15 protein-coding genes are annotated in these 16665 nt (G+C 64.4%); all 15 read right to left on the bottom strand.

The annotated features are described in order from the left end of the window. Positions 1-10: 10 nt before the first annotated feature. Positions 11-2374, bottom strand: a complete 2364-nt coding sequence (locus F2S13_RS05140) for a phage tail protein (protein WP_218583822.1) — start codon at positions 2372-2374, stop codon at positions 11-13. Continuing rightward, complete coding sequence (locus tag F2S13_RS05135) at positions 2371-5034, bottom strand: baseplate J/gp47 family protein (RefSeq protein WP_166359394.1); 2664 nt, start codon at positions 5032-5034, stop codon at positions 2371-2373. Before F2S13_RS05135 ends, F2S13_RS05140 begins: the two co-directional genes overlap by 4 nt. Next, positions 5034-7595, bottom strand: coding sequence for a baseplate J/gp47 family protein (locus F2S13_RS05130; protein ID WP_166359393.1), 2562 nt, complete (start codon positions 7593-7595; stop codon positions 5034-5036). Before F2S13_RS05130 ends, F2S13_RS05135 begins: the two co-directional genes overlap by 1 nt. A 15-nt stretch (positions 7596-7610) precedes the next feature. Beyond that, entirely contained in the window at positions 7611-7994 is a 384-nt protein-coding gene (locus F2S13_RS05125; RefSeq protein ID WP_166359392.1) for a GPW/gp25 family protein, read from the bottom strand. A 2-nt stretch (positions 7995-7996) separates the two neighbouring features. Further along, positions 7997-8323, bottom strand: a complete 327-nt coding sequence (locus F2S13_RS05120) for a hypothetical protein (RefSeq protein WP_166359391.1) — start codon at positions 8321-8323, stop codon at positions 7997-7999. Beyond that, positions 8320-8904: a phage baseplate assembly protein V gene (locus tag F2S13_RS05115; RefSeq protein WP_166359390.1), complete on the bottom strand. Its 585-nt coding sequence runs from the start codon at positions 8902-8904 to the stop codon at positions 8320-8322. The genes F2S13_RS05120 and F2S13_RS05115 overlap by 4 nt, the downstream gene beginning before the upstream one ends. Further along, the gene (locus F2S13_RS05110) at positions 8904-10049 is read right to left on the bottom strand and encodes a hypothetical protein (protein WP_166359389.1); all 1146 of its coding nucleotides are present in this window, start codon (positions 10047-10049) and stop codon (positions 8904-8906) included. The genes F2S13_RS05115 and F2S13_RS05110 overlap by 1 nt, the downstream gene beginning before the upstream one ends. A gap of 2 nt (positions 10050-10051) precedes the next feature. Next, positions 10052-10324, bottom strand: a complete 273-nt coding sequence (locus F2S13_RS05105; RefSeq protein ID WP_166359388.1) for a LysM peptidoglycan-binding domain-containing protein — start codon at positions 10322-10324, stop codon at positions 10052-10054. Between the two features lie 13 nt (positions 10325-10337). Continuing rightward, positions 10338-11000: a hypothetical protein gene (locus F2S13_RS05100; RefSeq protein WP_166359387.1), complete on the bottom strand. Its 663-nt coding sequence runs from the start codon at positions 10998-11000 to the stop codon at positions 10338-10340. Further along, a complete protein-coding gene (locus F2S13_RS05095; RefSeq protein WP_166359386.1) occupies positions 10997-11269 on the bottom strand; it encodes a hypothetical protein in 273 nt (90 codons plus the stop codon). Before F2S13_RS05095 ends, F2S13_RS05100 begins: the two co-directional genes overlap by 4 nt. Positions 11270-11308: 39 nt before the next feature. Next, a complete protein-coding gene (locus F2S13_RS05090) occupies positions 11309-13462 on the bottom strand; it encodes an ATP-binding protein (RefSeq protein WP_166359385.1) in 2154 nt (717 codons plus the stop codon). Further along, positions 13459-14628, bottom strand: coding sequence for a Pvc16 family protein (locus F2S13_RS05085; RefSeq protein ID WP_166359384.1), 1170 nt, complete (start codon positions 14626-14628; stop codon positions 13459-13461). Before F2S13_RS05085 ends, F2S13_RS05090 begins: the two co-directional genes overlap by 4 nt. Before the next feature lie 2 nt (positions 14629-14630). Beyond that, complete coding sequence (locus F2S13_RS05080) at positions 14631-15245, bottom strand: hypothetical protein (RefSeq protein WP_166359383.1); 615 nt, start codon at positions 15243-15245, stop codon at positions 14631-14633. A gap of 128 nt (positions 15246-15373) precedes the next feature. Beyond that, positions 15374-16135 carry a hypothetical protein gene (locus tag F2S13_RS05075; RefSeq protein ID WP_166359382.1) on the bottom strand — a complete coding sequence of 254 codons (762 nt, stop codon included), beginning with the start codon at positions 16133-16135 and terminating at the stop codon, positions 15374-15376. Positions 16136-16144: 9 nt separating this feature from the next. Further along, positions 16145-16663, bottom strand: a complete 519-nt coding sequence (locus tag F2S13_RS05070; protein WP_166359381.1) for a phage tail protein — start codon at positions 16661-16663, stop codon at positions 16145-16147. Positions 16664-16665: the final 2 nt, after the last annotated feature.

The raw sequence follows: 16665 nt of genomic DNA, 5'->3' as shown, positions 1-16665 counted from the left end.
ACGTCCTCCGTTACGTGACAGGTATCAGCAGCGGCCTCACGCCCACCGGCATGAACTCCCGTAGCCGCACTTGCAAATTGGTCCATTTGTGCGCTTCGAGCAGAAAGCCAAAGGCGCCCATGGCATCGTCGTCAGGCCCGAGTTCGCGCACACGGCGGTCGGTTTCGCGCCGTAGCTGCGCATAGCCTGGGTCATTGAAGCGTTCACAGGTGAACATGACGCGCGCGTCCGGCGCATGCACGCAGAAGTGGTTGGGGGGCAAGCGATCGGCGTCACCGCTGAAAACGCTCCATTTGATGCAGCCGTGCTGGTTGTCCAGCACTTCGAAGCGTTGCGTGAAGAGGCCGCCCAAACCGCCAACGGCGGCCACGCGCACCGGGCCGAAGCAGGTCAGGCCGGAAAAATCCAGGTCGGCCGCCCAGCCCTTGAGCGGATCGCTGGCGGCGCTGATGGCGAACTGACCGGTTGGCGCATTGGTGAAGCCGAGGCCAGCGTCGATGATGCTGTCCTGGATATCGAGCCGGTAGCGCGAGTCGACGGCGATAGCGCCGGTGATCGAGCGCTGGATCACGATATCGGGCGTGCGCACGAAGGCTTGGACGTCGACGGGGTCGCTGAAGCCGTAACCGTCGACCAGCCGCAGCGCAGGCTGCATGGGTGCGCGGCTGCCGTCGCGCAAGCTGTGGCCACCGGGGGCGAGGGTGCAGTCGATGATCTCCAGGCGCGCCAGTGCGACACGGTCGATCAGCGCCTGGCCTGCGGGGAAGGGGGCCGCTTCGTCCGCAGCGAGGTACAGACCCTCGAGCCGCAGCTGTGGCGACGATGACGTGGTGCCTGCAGCGGTGAGCGGTCGCAGCGACAAGGGTTGAGCCAGCAACAGGATGGGCCGGTGCTCGCTAGCCGCGCGGATCGTCAGCGACTGCGCGAGGCGCAGCGAGTGGGTGCCGTCGACGGAGGTGCCAGGCAGCAGCGTAAGGTCAATGCGGTGCACCAGGCTGTCGCTGATCTCGATGACTACGGGGCCGGTCGCGGTGTCCAGTCCATCCAGCGCGGCCTGTAGCGTGATGCCGCCGGCGGCTTCACCGACTTGACGCAGCTCCATTGCCGGCTCGAGCGCCGGGAAGTGGCGCGAAACCGGGTGCGCGCCAACCGGCCCGGGGGTGCCGTAGGTGAAACTGGTGTACAGGCGCGACACCAGGGCGCCGTTTTGCGAGACGATCAGCTCGTCAGCCTGCGCTTGCGAGTCAAGGCCGATCAGCACGCGACCGATGTCGGGGTCGATGACGATCTCGCCGAGACGCAACGGCCGGCGCAGGCCGGTTTCCCAGCCACACAGATTGTCGCCGCGGAACCGCCACTGCCATTGGCTGAGCGGCGCCGGTGGCAGCAGAAGCGGCGCCAGCGACTGCGGCATGAACAGGTGCAGCCCGACATCGCCGAGGTCAAAGCCGGTCGGTGGCGTGCTGTCTGCGTTGTAGAAATCGACCTGTACATAGGCTTCTGGATGGCCCGCGGGTGTCTGGCTGGTGAGGCGCGCGTCAAGCATCGGGGCGGGCACGGCATCGACTTCGGCCAGCGGCGAGATGACGCCGCCCGAGGTACCGGGGCGCAGGAAACCGGAGCGGCTGGTGTTGAACAGGCACACCGGGATGTCCAGCGGATGCAGGTCGAAGCGTAGCGCGAACCGTGCCAGGCCGGCCGGTTGGGCACCGAGGTCAATGGCACCCTTGGCCAGCGGTAACACGCACGGCAGTCGGTAGGCCGCGAGCCGCCAGAGAAAAATCGCGAGGTTGGGCAGGTTGATAGGGCGCGTACCGTTTTGAGCGGGCTTTACGTCGGCGGTATAGGCGAAAGTGTCGAACGGCGTACCGATCAGCGCCAGTGCGGCGGGGTCGTGAATCGGTGCGGTACCGCCACGCGGGATATTGAAACGCGTCAACGTCGGGGCACCGTAGGGCGGCTCACCGCCAGCATCGGGCCGCTGGTGATTGAGGTGCTGTGTCCAGCCGAGGTTCTCTCGCAGTTCGACACTGCGGCAAGCCCAGCCCGTGAGGTTGACCGCGAGCCGCTCGATGGCGCCAAGGGTACCTTTGCGCCGTCGCAAGGCGATGGTGTCGGCCACGTCGGCGCGCAAGGTGCGCGGGTCGCCCTTCAAGTGTGTGGTGCCGAGGAGGTCCGCCAGGTAGGGGATGACCCAGTCGTCGCAGGTGTCGATGAACAGGTCTTCATAGAGCTGCGCGATGTTCGCGTGCAGGGCGTCGAACGGCGCTTCGACCGCGGCGAGGTAGGCGCGCAGCTGGTACGGCGGTTTCACCTCGGCGTCGCGGGTGCGATAGATCTCGGGCAGGCGCTCGTACAGGGGAACAGTGGTCATGCGCATTCTCCCGCCGAGGGTTCGGCGACCGGGGTCAGGGTGAAATGCTGTGCAGCGAGCTGAAGCAGTTCGTGTGCGCTGCATGGCAGCACCTGCGCCGCCGGCCGGGGTGCGGGTGGCAGTGATAGCGTGGAGGGATCGAGGACGCCGGCGGTAAACAGGCCCAGCCCGGTGACTTTGCACCACAGCACCCCGACCACATTCTGCAGTCGGCCTTCAATGCGACTGGCATATTCGCTATCCCCAAGCCGCCGCGCGTGCAGGCCGAACAGGCCGCTGCGCTCATGCGCAGTGTCGCCGGCCAGGCCGAGGGCTGCGTGCAGGGCGGTCTCGACATCCTCCTGGCGGTAGCTTGGGTCGAGCGCATAGCTGAGGTCGACGAAAACATGGCGCAGCAGCGCTTGCTGCACCACCAGCGGGAAGCGGTCCGGACCGCGACAGCGCTGGGCGTGCGCCAGCGTTGCCTGGACCTGGGCAAACTCGGCTTCGCGCCCGCCTTCGAGCAGTACGCGCAGAATCACCGCTGGCACGCCGACGTGCAGATCCCAAGCGGCAGTCGCAGTGACCACTCCGGGTACGCTGAGTGTTTCGATTTCGTAGTCCTGGATGCTGACCAGACGCCCGAGGCTCTGAACCTTGCCCGGCGCTGCTTCGCGCGCTTTCTCGCCGTCCTCCGGCTCGGCGCCACCCGAGACAATGCCAGCCAGCACTACCTTGTCGAAACCGGGTGGCCGTTCGCTTGAGGTCGGCGTGGCACCGGGCTTGATTGCGCCGTGGGCGCCGACGCCACTGCGGTAAATAGCGACTATGTTCTTCAGCCCCGACGGCAGGCGCGCCCCGGTTTCGCTGTCGCCAAACTGCACGAAGCTGCGGCCTTGCGCGTCTTCGCGGACGATGTAGACCTGGTCTTGCGGCCCTCGGCCATAGAAAGTGTCGACCCGCGTCCAGAGGCGTCCGTCTACCCATACCTCCAGTACGGGTGTCTGTGGTGGGATGCCACCGGCAGACAGAAAGTAGGTCAGCGGTGATTTTGGTAGCGCGAAGGTTTGCCACTGCTGGCGGTGATCGCCATTGCCAAGGATCGCTTCGTGCTCCGCCTTGCCTTGCGACGCGTCGACCAGGTTGCCGAACACCGTGACACTGGGCGCGGCCTCGTCGAAATCTACACGGGTGAAGGGCGAGGGTGGGCGGTCAAAGGTCAGCGGCCACATCTTCGCCACGTCCGGCGTTGGCGTGGCGAAGCTGGCGAGACTGTTGGTGCACACCAGTTCGACGCTACGGCCATCAGCATGCGTGCAATACAAGCGCCGCCCGGCCAGCGCCCGCACCTGTGTCGCGCTACCGTAGAAGCAGAGGGCATTGCTGCCATTGGCGAAGCCGTTGGCCGATGGACTGGATACCGGCTTCAGGGTGAGCGGCGCATTGGTCACTTCGTAAATCACGTAGTTGCGAATATCGCTGTAGGGCCTGCCTGCCATAAACCGATTGACCAGCGGGTGGTCGAGCGTCAACAGGGTGCTTGCACCATTGAGGTTGCCGAAACCAAGAGTACTCGTTTGCAGCGCAACGACGTTGCGCACCACGCTCAGATCCACGGATGTGTTGATGTCATACATACCGACGCGGGTCTGTACGACCACACGCATGCCCGGTTGCAGGTCGCAGACTTCGGCATCCAGCGGGATCAGTGTCGCAGGTAGTCCGGAATGCGCACTGGTGTTGACGCAAGTGTGGCCGGCGTGGATGCACCGCAGGAAGTAGGTGTCCTCTTCCAGGGTGCCGACAATGAGGCCATTGTCCGTCTTGCTAGTCATCGTCTTGGGCGGTGCGTTGTGCCCGAAATGGCGGAACGAGCGGTTGATCCGGTAGGCCGCGACCGGCTGGTTCCAGCTCTGAAGAAGGGGCGTATCGATGTCGACGATGATCCGGCCGAGCAGGCGCGTGATCTTCTTCACCTTGACCACCTGAGGTGCCTGTTGGGTGGTTAGCGTCGAGCCACTGGAGGTCCATTGCGGTTCCGGTGGTTGCAGCAGCAGACGGTCGCCGGGCTTCAAATCAAAAGCGGCAAGGCTCGCGCTGTCGCTCGCGTTATCCACGCTATGCAGTTCGAACGAGGTGGCGCCGGCGGCCAGAGTCGCGTCGTAGGCACGCGGGCGATAGAGGTTGAAACGGCTGAGGTGGGGCCAGGCATTGAGCTCAGAATCGGTCTGGAAATCGGCCGGTGTCGCCAGGTCAACCAGTTCGGCCTTGACTGCAAAGCCCGCGCGGATAATAACAGGCTGGTCGCCGCGCGCCTCGAAGGCGAGTGTGGCGCGCCCGCCGATGCCCGGCGCCAGGCGGTAACCGGTGAGTCGCACCAGTTCGGCCACGCTCTCGCGCCAGGCGGCGGTGCGCAGGTAGGCCTCGTTGGCATAGTGCTCCTGGTAGAAGCTGAGAATGTCGCCGAGGATGGCGGCGCCTTGCAGCAGGGCGATGCCGGGGTCGTCGGCCTCGCGATGGGTCCAGGCGGCAAGTTCGGGCGCTGCGTCGATGCGGCGGGTCATGTCTTCGACGAAGTCGGCGTAGCGACCGATGCGGTAGGCAATGCGCGGCAGGCCGGGACGATTGTCGACGCGGCGCGGGAAAAGGAAGGGGTCGATGATCAGCGGATTGCAGGACATCAGCGTCTCCCGCCCTGCACGTCGAAGCGGATCAGTCCGCGTTCAAGGTGGTCAGGGTCGTTGGCCAGCAGGACGACCTCGTCGAAACCCATCTCCAACAGCTCCGCGCCGGGTACGCCGGGCTGCGGGGCCGAGAAGCGCTTAATGGTGATACTCACCACGTGCTTGATGCCGGCGATGCGGTGGATACGGCCTTCGATAACGCTGCGGTGCAGTGCCTGGCCGAAGGTCCATTGGTCGGGGTGGAAAAAACCGCGCCGCCCGTCCGAGGTCCAGGTATCGGAGAATTCCTGCTCCAGCAAGAAACGCAGGTCTTCACACCAGTAAGCTTCGTGCGCGCAGACCGTTACGTGGATTTCCAGTGGCACGTAACGCGGCGGACGCAGTTCGAGGTCCTCGCCGATCAGACGAACCGCTTCGAGGTGATCGGCGATGCGTGGTTGCAGCTCGTCCCACAATGCGTCCGAGCTTGCGTCGCCGAGCGCGGTGAAACCCGCCGGGTCGATTGCGATGCGTACCGTGCGCCAGCTACCGGTCCAGGCGTAGCGCGCCACCGCGCGCGCGACGCCGCTCACTTCTTCGGCACGTTTTACATAGTCTGCCAATGTGATCGCCCGCAGCTGGCGCGCGCGAAAGGCTTCGGGCGCGTTACGACGGATGCGTTCAGCCGGCTCCGGGTCGCGACCGTCGGTGACGTCGAATGGATTGGTTACGGCAACCACTGCGCCCACCAATACACCTGTCAGCGGTGCGTAGTTGATCAACCGGTCGGCGCCGATGTTGCCGGCATGTCCCCCGCCAATCTGGTATTGGGTGCGCACCACCGCACCGCTGGGCAGGAGGCGACCGTTGCTGCCGTTACCCATGCGCAGAACGCTGCGCTGGTGTTCGTCGGTCTCGACCATGAAGTGCTCACCGTTTTCCGCCGAGTCGTCGCTGTGCACCAGGCTTTCCACCTCGTTCCAATCGTCGAGCGGCACTTTGGAGGCTTCGACGCGCATAGATAGCGTTGAGCGTGCTGGCTCCTCGCCGTTCGGCACGCCGCCGTTTCGGGGGGGAAGGTAGGCGAGCGGACCTTCGTCGGGGAGTGCGGCGAAGACCCAGTCACGGCCGTTGCCGTAGCGGTCCATGCGCCGGAAGTGGCGGTGTTTTATCGTCGCGCTATCGCTCGGCAGCAGGGTGCCGGGTTCGTGGAAGTGCACTTCCTGCGGTCGTCCCGCGTGCACCGGCAACAGGTTGCCGTAGAAAATCGATACGTCGGTCACGGTCTCGGACGGCGGACCGGGGCAGAAGGTGCTGAAGCTGTAGTCGAAACGCAGCGCATCTTCCTCACGCCAGTTCACCCGTACAAGCCAGGTCGTTGTCAGTGGATCGAAGAGGCTCTCGGCGGCGCCGCGTTCGACGTCGTCACCGGGCAGCAGTCTTAGCAACTGGCGCTTGGCCAAATGCCGGCCGGCTTTTTTGCCGGTCAGCGGGTTCAACTCTTCGACGATCAGGACTTCGCGCCACTGGCCGGCACGCACCAGGTCACGCAAGGCATCGGCCTCAGCTTGCGAGGCAAGCCCCGCAAACGGAACGATGTCCGCGCCGGTACTGCCGGCGGCCAGGGCCGGCTGCGCGTTGCTCCAGGTATGCAAGCGCAGACGGTTGAGCAGCGGATCGAGACGCTGGCGTTGCGCAGTGCCGAGTCGCCACTGGCGGCTGGCAAAGAACACGGCGTCTTGCGAGGCCGGGGCGCCGCCGGTCCAGGTCAGCAGTTCCTGATCGTCCAGAGTGAACGGTGCATGGCCGGCTTCCACCTGCAGTGACAGCCAGGTACTCGCCTGGTTGCCCTCGTGCAGGTGGTAATCGACGAGGCGGGCAAGACGGGCGAGGGAGACGCGCTTGCGCGTGGTCGCCAGATAGGCCTCGGCCATGACACGGTCCTGGAAATCGCTCAGCTCGTCAGCGGCGGCGGCGAACAGGTCGATCAACACCTGGTCGTGGTCCGCCTCGCTGGTACTTGTCCAGCCCGGAACGCGCTCGGCCATCGCTACCATCAGTGTGTGGCGCAATGAGTCGTAGTCCTTGGCCAGATAATCGATCGCCGGGTTGGGCTGCGGCGGGCGACCGGGTAGCAATGGGGCACAGTCGTTGGTGAAGCAACCGGGGCGGAACTTGAAACCGATGGAACTGAAGAACGGATCGATCAGGCTGGCATTCCAGACCAGTTCGAGGCTGTAGGTCGAGTAATCGCCTACCGGTTCAATGCGCATTGCCAGTCGGGTCGCGTCGATGCCCGTCACCGAGGTGACCTGGACTTGCCCCGACGCGCTGCCTGCGACGATGCGCGCGCCACCGCGAATGCGCAGTATCTGGCGTGCGCGCACCGGGTCGCCACCGATGTCGGTGAGGATCGCCGTAATGTGCAGGCCGTTGAAGAACTGCAACTCGACATCGGCATGGTCGGGGTTCGGTCCTGGCGGCAACGACACCAACGCAAGCTTCAGACCGTCGAGGCCATGGTTCTGCAGTTCGTGCACACGAATGCCGACTTGGTCGGGGGACACTATGGCAGGCATGGAAGATGCGTCCTGTCAGGCGTTGCGCTTGAATTTGATGACACGTGAATCGGGGCTGCCGGCGGGCCGGTATTTCACTGTCACCTCCAGCGTCGCCGCGACGTCGTCCCAGACCACGTCAATCAGCTCCACCGTCAGTCGGTGACCGAGCCAGCGTGACAAACTGTTGGTGATGCGCGCCTTTACCACGCCGCGCAACGCCTCCGAGGCGGGTTCGAAAACCAGCTTTCGTACGCCGCCGCCGAACTCGGGCAGGAACAGGCGCTCGGCAGGGCTGGTCAGCAGCAGCTGCAAGAGTTCGTCGTGTACGTGGACATCGTCGTTCGCCGGGCAGACGGTGCGTCCGTCGGTACCGATACGAAATGGAAAGGCAAGATGCCGTCCGTTGGAAAGTGCCATGCTCATAACCCTTTGGCTTTTTGCTGGGTCTGCACGACCAGGGCGATGCCCTGGGGCACCTGTGCAGCGTTGAGGCACAGGCCGACACTGCTTTGCAGCAATACCGGCACACCGTGCAGGGCGGTTTGTGTTGCAGCGGTCACCCAGCGGATAGACAAGCAGGGCATATAGGTGACCGGCGTGAACGGACAGCCGACGATGGGGTGCACATCGGTCTGCAGCAGCATCGGCGCGCCGTCGACCAGCGCCTCGGTGTGGGTCGTGACCAGTTGGGCAATCCCCCCGTGGGGGCACATGACGGTGCTGCTGGTGGTGAGGATGGGGATCATGGCGGAACTCCGAAACTCATCGCCCCGTTGACCAGGCTCACACCGGCCAGGCCGACTTTGATCAGCCCGTTGTTCAGCGAGATGCTCTCATTGCTGATCTTGATTTCGCAGGCGCCGCAGGTGATCACGATCTCGCTGGCGGTGATGGTGATCGTCTTGGCGATGAGCTCGTCGCCGTGAACGATCCTCACCTCGTTCTCCTCGTCGTCGAGGATCACCTTGTGGCCCTTTTCCGAGACGATGACCCGCACACCATCGCCCTGCGGCTCGGGCCGCTCGCCGCTGGCCCACCAGGCACCTGACCAGATCGGGTTGTCCAGCTGGCCCGCCTCGAACTCGATCCACACCCCGGAGCCGACCTTGGGCAGCAGCACCATGCCGTGGCCGTCACCAGCGAAAGGGGCGACCGGCAGGGCCCAGCTGCACTGTTGCTCGCCCAGCACGGCGGGTACGGTGGCACGAATGCGACACTGATTGTTGGGGTCACAGACGTCGGTGACGATGCCGCGGTATTTGCCGAAGTAGCGACCGCCAACGCGCTCGACGAGGCGCTCGATGGTGTTCTCCATCAGGTCGGTCATCAGAATATCCCTCCGCTCATCGACACTGACAATTGCAGGCCGCCACCCAGCGCCTCGGCCACAGCCGCGCCCGAGACTTCAGTCACGGAATCGGACTTGGCCTCAAGTTCCTGGGTGTACAGCGATGGAGTGATGCGATGGATCACCTTGGTGATCAGGTAGTCGCCGCTGTACGGCGTGGCGCCGGCGTCGACACGAACCTTTTGATAGGGCGTCAGCAAGCCGCCATAACACCCAGGAATTACATGGCTGGCCAATTTGTAGACATAGCCGTTGCGCCGCGCCTGAGCAGTGGCGGCCGCGGCCGGGTCTTCGCGGGTGTTGTCCGACGGGTTGAGCAACAGCTTTGGTGTGAGGTCGGCCGGCAGTGCGGGCAGGTTGCGCATCAGGCCGAGGTCCGCCGCGCTGGCTTCAAAGGTGGTGACACCCTGATCATTGACCCGCAACACCTGCGCCTGCGTACGCCCGCCGCCGTTGGGGTCCTGCATGACGCTGGCGTTGGCGAGATTGCGGCCATTGCCGATCAGCACCAGGGGCGGCAAGCCCGCCGCGTCCGTCGGGTCGGCCAGGAAACAGCCGGTGCTGGTGCCGCGCTGGTCGCCCGGTAGTACGTAGATATGGCGATCGTTGGCGCTCGCCAGCTCACGCAAAAATTGCAGTACTGTGCCGCGTCGTGTGGTCGCTTCAGGCGTGGACTGGGTGTCGTCGATGCGCGTGTCGCTGATTTGCACGAAACGGCCGAACAGCTCTCTGGCGATGTCGCTGGCTTTGCGATGCTCGAACGGCGGTTCCGTTTCCTCGTCGCGGTTGAGAAAGGCGCTGTCGTCGCGCACGACGATGGTCGCGGTGCTGCGCCCAGGCTGCGAATCGAGCGCGGCATCGACACTGACCAGCGGACCGTCGATCAAAGGGGCGAAGTGGCCGTTGCCGATGTCGAGTTCGACTCGCACGCGCGAGAAGGGTGCGCTGGTGTCGCCTGGCCAATGCAACCAGACGCCGTTCGCATCCAGGCACACCACCATGCGCAGGTGCGCTTCCCAGAACGCGTCCATTTCCTGGGTAACCTCGATTTCCTCGATGCGGCGCAATTGTTCCTCGCTCGCGGCGGTATCACCGAACCAGACGCGAAAGCGTTGCTCTGTCATGGTCAGTTCCTCGGAACGATGATGGTATCGCCCGGCGTTTCTACCTGGGTGCGGCTGTCGAGCGCGGTGTTGGCGTCGGCGACATGCCAGAACTGGGTGGCATCCCCGGTCCGGGACTGGGCGAGGAGGTCTAGTCGGTCGCCCGACTGCACCGTCTGCGGCTCGCCGCTCATGGGTGTCAGATAGCGCAGTTTCAGGGCGACTACGGTCTCGCCGGTCGAAGTGGTGGTCACGACGGTAGCAACCTTGGCGTAGCGCGAGTTTTGCAGAAACATTCAGCGCCTCCTGCTAGGGAATCAGCTCGACGATCTGTTCGGCCGTGTTGGCCAGGTTGGTGATGGCCTGGGCTTCCTTGGCGATGGTCGAATACTCCAGAGCACCCTTGGCCAGGAGGTCATCAGAGCAGTCGTCCACGGCGATGACGCTGAGTTGCAAATCGACCTCGGCACGGGTCGGGTTCAGCACCGCGTCGTATTCGAGTTCGGAGATGCTCATTGAACCGATGGTCACTGGCAGTACCCGTGTGTGACCCCAGATGAACAGGATGCGTGGGTACTTTTCGCGTGGGATCGGCTGGGCCTGAGGGTTGCCGCCTCCGCCGAGCGCGCTACCGATTGCGTCGATGGCGGCGCCGGCCAGGCTGGCGATCTTCGAACTCGGCAACACCATTTTTTCAAGCGCCGCCAGTTGCGGCCCTACGCCGAACAGCTGCGCCAGCTCTTTGCCCTCGTCGAGCATATTGGCGGCGCTGAAGTGCGCCTTGAAGCTGATTTTCTCGAAGGTCTTTTCACCGGCCTGGGTGTTTTCGCGCTGGGTGACGCCGCTGGGTCGCGGCGGAATCTCCAGCGTTCGTGACAACGATTCCGGATTGAACTGAAAGATCACTACGTTGGGAATCAGCCCGATCAGGTCAGTGCCGTACTCGATCAGTGCGCCGCGCAGCAGGCTCATGTGCGCTCTCCGCGCAAGCTACCGACGACGTGCCGGGCGATTCCCACTGCCAGCTCGTTGGCGCCGGGCGAAGCAGGGAGGACCAAGCGACCGGCATCCAGCCGAGGCTCGGCAACAGTCAGGCGCGCACGATGTTGGGCAAACGCCTGTGCAAATGCAGGCCCCAGCAGACGGGCCGCCGCTTCGACGGTCGTCGGCGGGATGCCGCGCAGGTCGAGTTCGAGCGTGTCGATGTGCAGGCGCGAGCCCGGCGAGGAGGGTGTGGTCATTGTTGACTCTCCTGCAATATCAGGTGGGGACCGTCAGGTTCATCGGGTGATCCATTGTTCAGCGACCAGCCCGGCATAGGGGCCGAACTGTTCAAGGCTGTTGGTTCGCTCCAGCTTGTTGTACTCGCGCTGCAGCGCGCATACCACGGCCGGCATGCCCAGACGTCGCGGCGCGCCTTCGGCGGCGCTCTGCAGGCAGGCATGGAAGACGATGGCGCGGATATGTCCGCCGGCCAGTGCGAAGCGCTGGGCGAGGAACTCAAAGTCGATTTCGCTGGCGTCGACATCGGCGGGGATCACACTGCGCCAGATGCGCAGCCGTTCCACCGGACTTGGCAGCGGAAATTCGACGACGAAGCGCAAGCGGCGCAGAAAGGCTTCGTCGAGGTCCCTCTTGCGGTTGGTGGCCAGGATCGCGAGGCCCTTGAATCGCTCCATGCGTTCGAGCAGGTAACTGATCTCGAGGTTGGCATATCGGTCGTGCGCGTCCTTGACTTCGGTGCGCTTGCCGAACAGCGCATCGGCCTCGTCGAAGAACAGGATGACGTCCGCCGAGTCGGCGACATCGAACAGCCGACGCAGGTTCTTCTCGGTTTCGCCGATGTATTTGTTGACAACTTGCGACAGGTCGATGCGGTACAGCGGCAAGCCGAGTTCGGCGGCAATCGCTTCAGCGGCCATGGTCTTGCCGGTACCGGGTGGGCCAGCGAACAGCGCTGCCAGTCCGCATTCGCTCCAGGGCAGCGCAGTACCCCAATCGTAGTGCACGCGGGTCAGGTTATTCATGGCTGCGACGATTTCGTCGATCTGCGCGGCCTGTGCAGGTGGCAGCATCAGTTCGCTGCGCACGAAGCGCGGTGTGACGGCTTGCGCCAGGGTGCCGAGGTCGAGGTCGGCGCGCGCGGCCGCGAAGAGTTCGGCGCGGACGGGGGGCTGGCTGAGGGTCGCCAGCTCGGCGCCTATTCGACTGATGGCCGCTTGCTCGTAGCGGAAACGCCGCGCGAGTTCGGGCAGCATCGATGCGAATGTGGGGTCGGGCAGCTGTCGACGCCAGCAATCCAGGCGCTGGGCATAGTTCAGCGGAGCAACGTCGATGGTTGGCAGTGTCGCGCCGAGTCCGCGCAGGGTAGTGCGATCCTGCGCGCCGACAAACAGCGTGAGCGCAAGGCCGGGCAGTGGCGGCGCCACCAGCATTCCTTCATGAGTCGTGCTATCGGCCAAGACAGCAGCCGGCAGATACACCGCGCAGCCGCGTAGCCAGGCGGTGCAGAGCGCCTGCGCCAAGTGTTCGCGTGGTAATGCCGGGCTGAGGCGCACAACAGGCACGCCAGCACGTTGGGCGCAGGCTGCCGCCACCTCGGCAAGCGGCGCGCCGGGAGGTCCGATCACCGGAATGACGCGCATCCCGTTAAAGCCACCCGCATCGATCAGACTTGCCACCCTGGCGCAAACATACGCGGCGCTGGCGGTTTCCATACCTTGCGGCAGGGGTGCCAGGGGGATCGATTCAAGTGCTGACGGCAGCTCTCCACCGGCGAACAACAACTCACGCGCGACCATCGATGGCACTGCAAGCGCGGCCTGCCAGTCGCACGCTGCTGCGCCAGGCATGAATGCGAGCACGCCATGGCGCAGCAGCGGATGCGCCGGATCGATGCAGCGCAGCAACTCATCCGGTTCGTCCCACAGGCGCTGAGCCAATGCCAGGGTAGGGGTGGTTCGTGCCAGATCGTTAAGGCAGGTGGCAATGACCGGGCCAGCGGCACTGTCGACACTCGGCAACAGCGCCATCGCCAGCACGAAACACTCGACCGGTGTGAGCTGAAGATGTTGCACGAGCCAGCCGAAAGAGCCGCGCGGGTCGCCTGCCGACGCCGATGGAACGGCCGTGGAGATGCAATCGCTAAGATAGCGCGCAGTGACGTCCTCAGCGAAAAAAACGCGTTTGTCGCGCTCGTAGCGCATAAGGTCGAGCGCGGCCAGTGCCCCGTCCACCAGCGGTGGCAGCGGCGCACCTTCGGTATCACCTGCATTCTGCAGGCGGCGTTCGCGCCATAGCCAACAGACCTCGCGTCGTAGACGCAAACTGACTTGACCCAGCCAGTATTGCGCAAGCGGATCCTGTCCATGGACGCCCGGCAGGAATGCGACCTCGCCGGCGAGCGAGGAAGCAGCGGGTGGATGGGTAGTCATGGCACCACCACGGTCGGGCTGGCTTTCGCCTGCTGGTTGTTGACGCGCAGGATCACACGGTAGCTGCCGGCCGGCACGTTGGTCGCCGCGCCGACAATGGTCAGCGTCTGCTGGTCTGCAGCGCTTGTTACCGTTTCGAACCGCCGCACCGTCACGCCGTCGAATTCGCGGTAGAACAGCACCATCACGTCATCGGCGTCAGAGCCGAGCAGCAGGCCTTGCAACTTCAAAACACCGGCCACGAGCGCGGCGCTGTCCAGGGTCGGTAACAGCCGTGCAGGCAAGAGGTTACTCGAGCGCGTGCGGGTCGGTGACAGCCGACGGCGCACGATCAGTGGCATCTCGCCGGCCGACAATGAGGTGCCCGAGGCGATCGGCGTGCCGGAGCTGCCTTCGGCGGTGACGACGAGCCGGTCCACATGACGCTCGACAATGCTCAGTACCACGCCGCCGAGCACGACTTCCAGCGTGCTGGCGTTCAGCTCGTCGCCGTACAGTGTCAGCGTCGCACCAACCTCGAATCGATCGGGTTCGACCCGCTCCAGGCGGGCGCCGGTTGACGGGATGACCTCCAGGTGGATGCCATCGCTGCCAATGGTGGTTTGCGGCGTGGTGCTGTAATCAATGCCGACCAGCAGCGACCCGCGAGGCAGGCTGGCCGGCGCGATCATCACAGGGCGTATCTGGAAGGCCACCGAAAGCCGGAAGCGTTCATCGGAGCCCTGCATGATTTTGGTCAACAGATCCACCGTCGACTCATCGAAGCTCAGCTTCAGTGGTTCGGGGTTGTTCTCCAGAGCGAGTTGCACGTCAGGCACCACCGAGTGGTCCAGGCGCAAGAAGTTGAGCTCGTGTAGCGCCGCGATGCCGCGACCGAGCAAGTCATGCGCGGCGGCGGTGTCGCTGTTTTCTTTCTCGTCGAAGGCGGTCAGCAGAAACTTCACCACCAGCCACAACGGAGGTGGTTCGCCATCGCGCAGCGACAGGTTGCGCAGATGCGGATCAAAGGTTGTCTCATAAAGGAAAAGATTGAGCTTCTCGTTGGTGTTGTGCCTGGTCGCATCTTCGGGCTTGCCAATCGAGACGTCGAAGCCAAGTCGGTTCAGGTGGTCCTGCAGCAAACGGGTCACTGCGCCAATCGCCCGGCCGGAATCTGCGAGTGCCATGGTCAGATACGGCGCAGCGCGCGCCGTGCCAGGGCGCTGCGCGGTGGTGTGGTGGGGGCCGGCGCACGTGGCGCAGTGGTGGGCGCCGCCGGTGAGCGGACCTGGGTCTGGGCGGTCGGTGCTTCTACGCGCAGATGGATGGCACCAATGGATATCTCGATGGGTTCATCGCGCGGCACTGGTGCGGGCGTTATCGGTGCCGTTAGCAGGGCTGCCGGTTGGCTGGCAAGGCGCGGCGGGGCCTCCATCGTGAGTACGGTGTGCGTCATACTGATGGGCTGTGAGTGAAAGACCGCTTCCGTGTTGGCATCGGCATCGGCATCGGCATCGGCATCGGCATTGGCATTGGCATCGGCTGCAGGTATCAACGTTGGTGTGACGGGCTCGCTGGCGGCGTCCATCACCAAAACCGATGGCTCACGGTTTGTCCGGTCATGGGGCAGGGGTGTGGCCTGCGGCGGATCAGTCGCCACCCAATGCAGGGCCGCGAGCACCACCGTCTGGTCCAGCGGCTGGGATGCCTCAACAGACGAGGGGGTTGGAAGGGGCGGCAGCTCGTCGGTGAGCGGTTGTTCCCGTAGTTTTGGCGATAGCGCTGTCTCTGGGTCGGCCTGCATTGCTGGTCCGCTGAGTTCGATGTTGCTCTGGAGCGGCGCTGTAATACTGGTCCGCGAAGTGACGCTCATCGGCGAACCTTCACCGGGTGCTAGACCGCTGGAACGCATCAAAGCGCCGAAGTAATCGATCATGATTGGCTCTCGATCAAGGCAAGGTAATGCGCGCGCCGGGCTGGGGGTATCGTGAGTACTTGCGATTCGGTCCAGCCATAGTGCGAGGCCAGGGCGTGGATCTCGCGCAGTAACCCGCGCTGGCGGGCACGGAGCCGGGCCAGTGCCGCCGCATCCAGGTCGATGGGTACTTCATTTGGTGCTCCGCAGGCCGGGCACTGGCACGACACCGCGAAAGCAGTCAGCGGGTCGGCCGCCGCGATCGAGTCGGACAGTCGCGCCTCGTCTTGCAGCTGAACTTCGCCGGCAAGCAGCAACGTATCGAGCATCATGCGCACTGCGGCCGTACGCGAGGCTGGCCGGGCAGTTTGCCAGTTACGCAGGTCGTCGCCAGTGGGCCGGCGCAGCGTTACCGAACGCTGTTCGTCGAGGGCCACGTGGATCGGTGAGGTAGCGTCGGCGTCGGCGTCGGCGTCGGCGTCGGCGACCAGTGCAGGCAATGGCAGCTCGAACTCGAAGGTTTCGCCACAGGGCGCTTGTGCACAGCGTGCCGTGAACGAGAATGCGTTCACCTGCTCGGTCGCGGCGACCAGGCGCAGCAGGGCCGCGGTGCGCACGCTCACCGGTTGCGACCACCAGAAGGCAGGATCACTGCATTCGCCACATTGCACGAGCAGCCGGGTCACAAGACTCGGCCTGTCAGCGTGGCCGAAGTCCACATCCAGGTCCGCAGCCTCGCCAAATGGACGCAATGTCATGAGTGACGGTAGCAGGTTCATGGTGTGCTGTCAGCCCGCCAGGGCTGGCTCCGTTGGTTCGGGAACTTCCTGATCGCGTTCCCAGCCCTCGTTCTCGAGCTTGAGTGTCTGAATCGCGATGGCGTTGGCATTCGCGTCGAGGTCGGGCAGTGCCTGGAACTCGGATACCCAGCAACGGTAGATTTTGTAAGCCAACACGACTTGGCCGGTCTCGTTGTAGACCTCGAGGATCAGGTCCTTGCGAAAGTCCTTCAGGCTCACCTCGGCACCGAGTCCGGTGCCGACATGCCAGACCTTGTTGGCCCAGCCCTCGAATTCGAGGTCGTGCGTGACGCCGCGCTCCAGGGTGATGGCTTCGTATTTGGTGCGCCCGGGCGACTTGCGTGAGGTCGACGGGTCGCCGCCTTCGCGGTGCTCGACGACTTCGGTGCTGCGCTTGAGCGCACCGACCTTGCTGACGCCGGCCACGTACCGGCCGTCCCACTTGATGCGGAATTTGAAGTTCTTGTAGGGGTCGAAGCGATGAGTATTGACGGCGAACTGGGCCATGA

Origin of the sequence: Pseudomonas akapageensis (genome assembly GCF_011355085.1) — a bacterium.
Lineage (GTDB): Bacteria > Pseudomonadota > Gammaproteobacteria > Pseudomonadales > Pseudomonadaceae > Aquipseudomonas > Aquipseudomonas akapageensis.
This window is presented reverse-complemented; position numbering and strand designations above follow the sequence as displayed.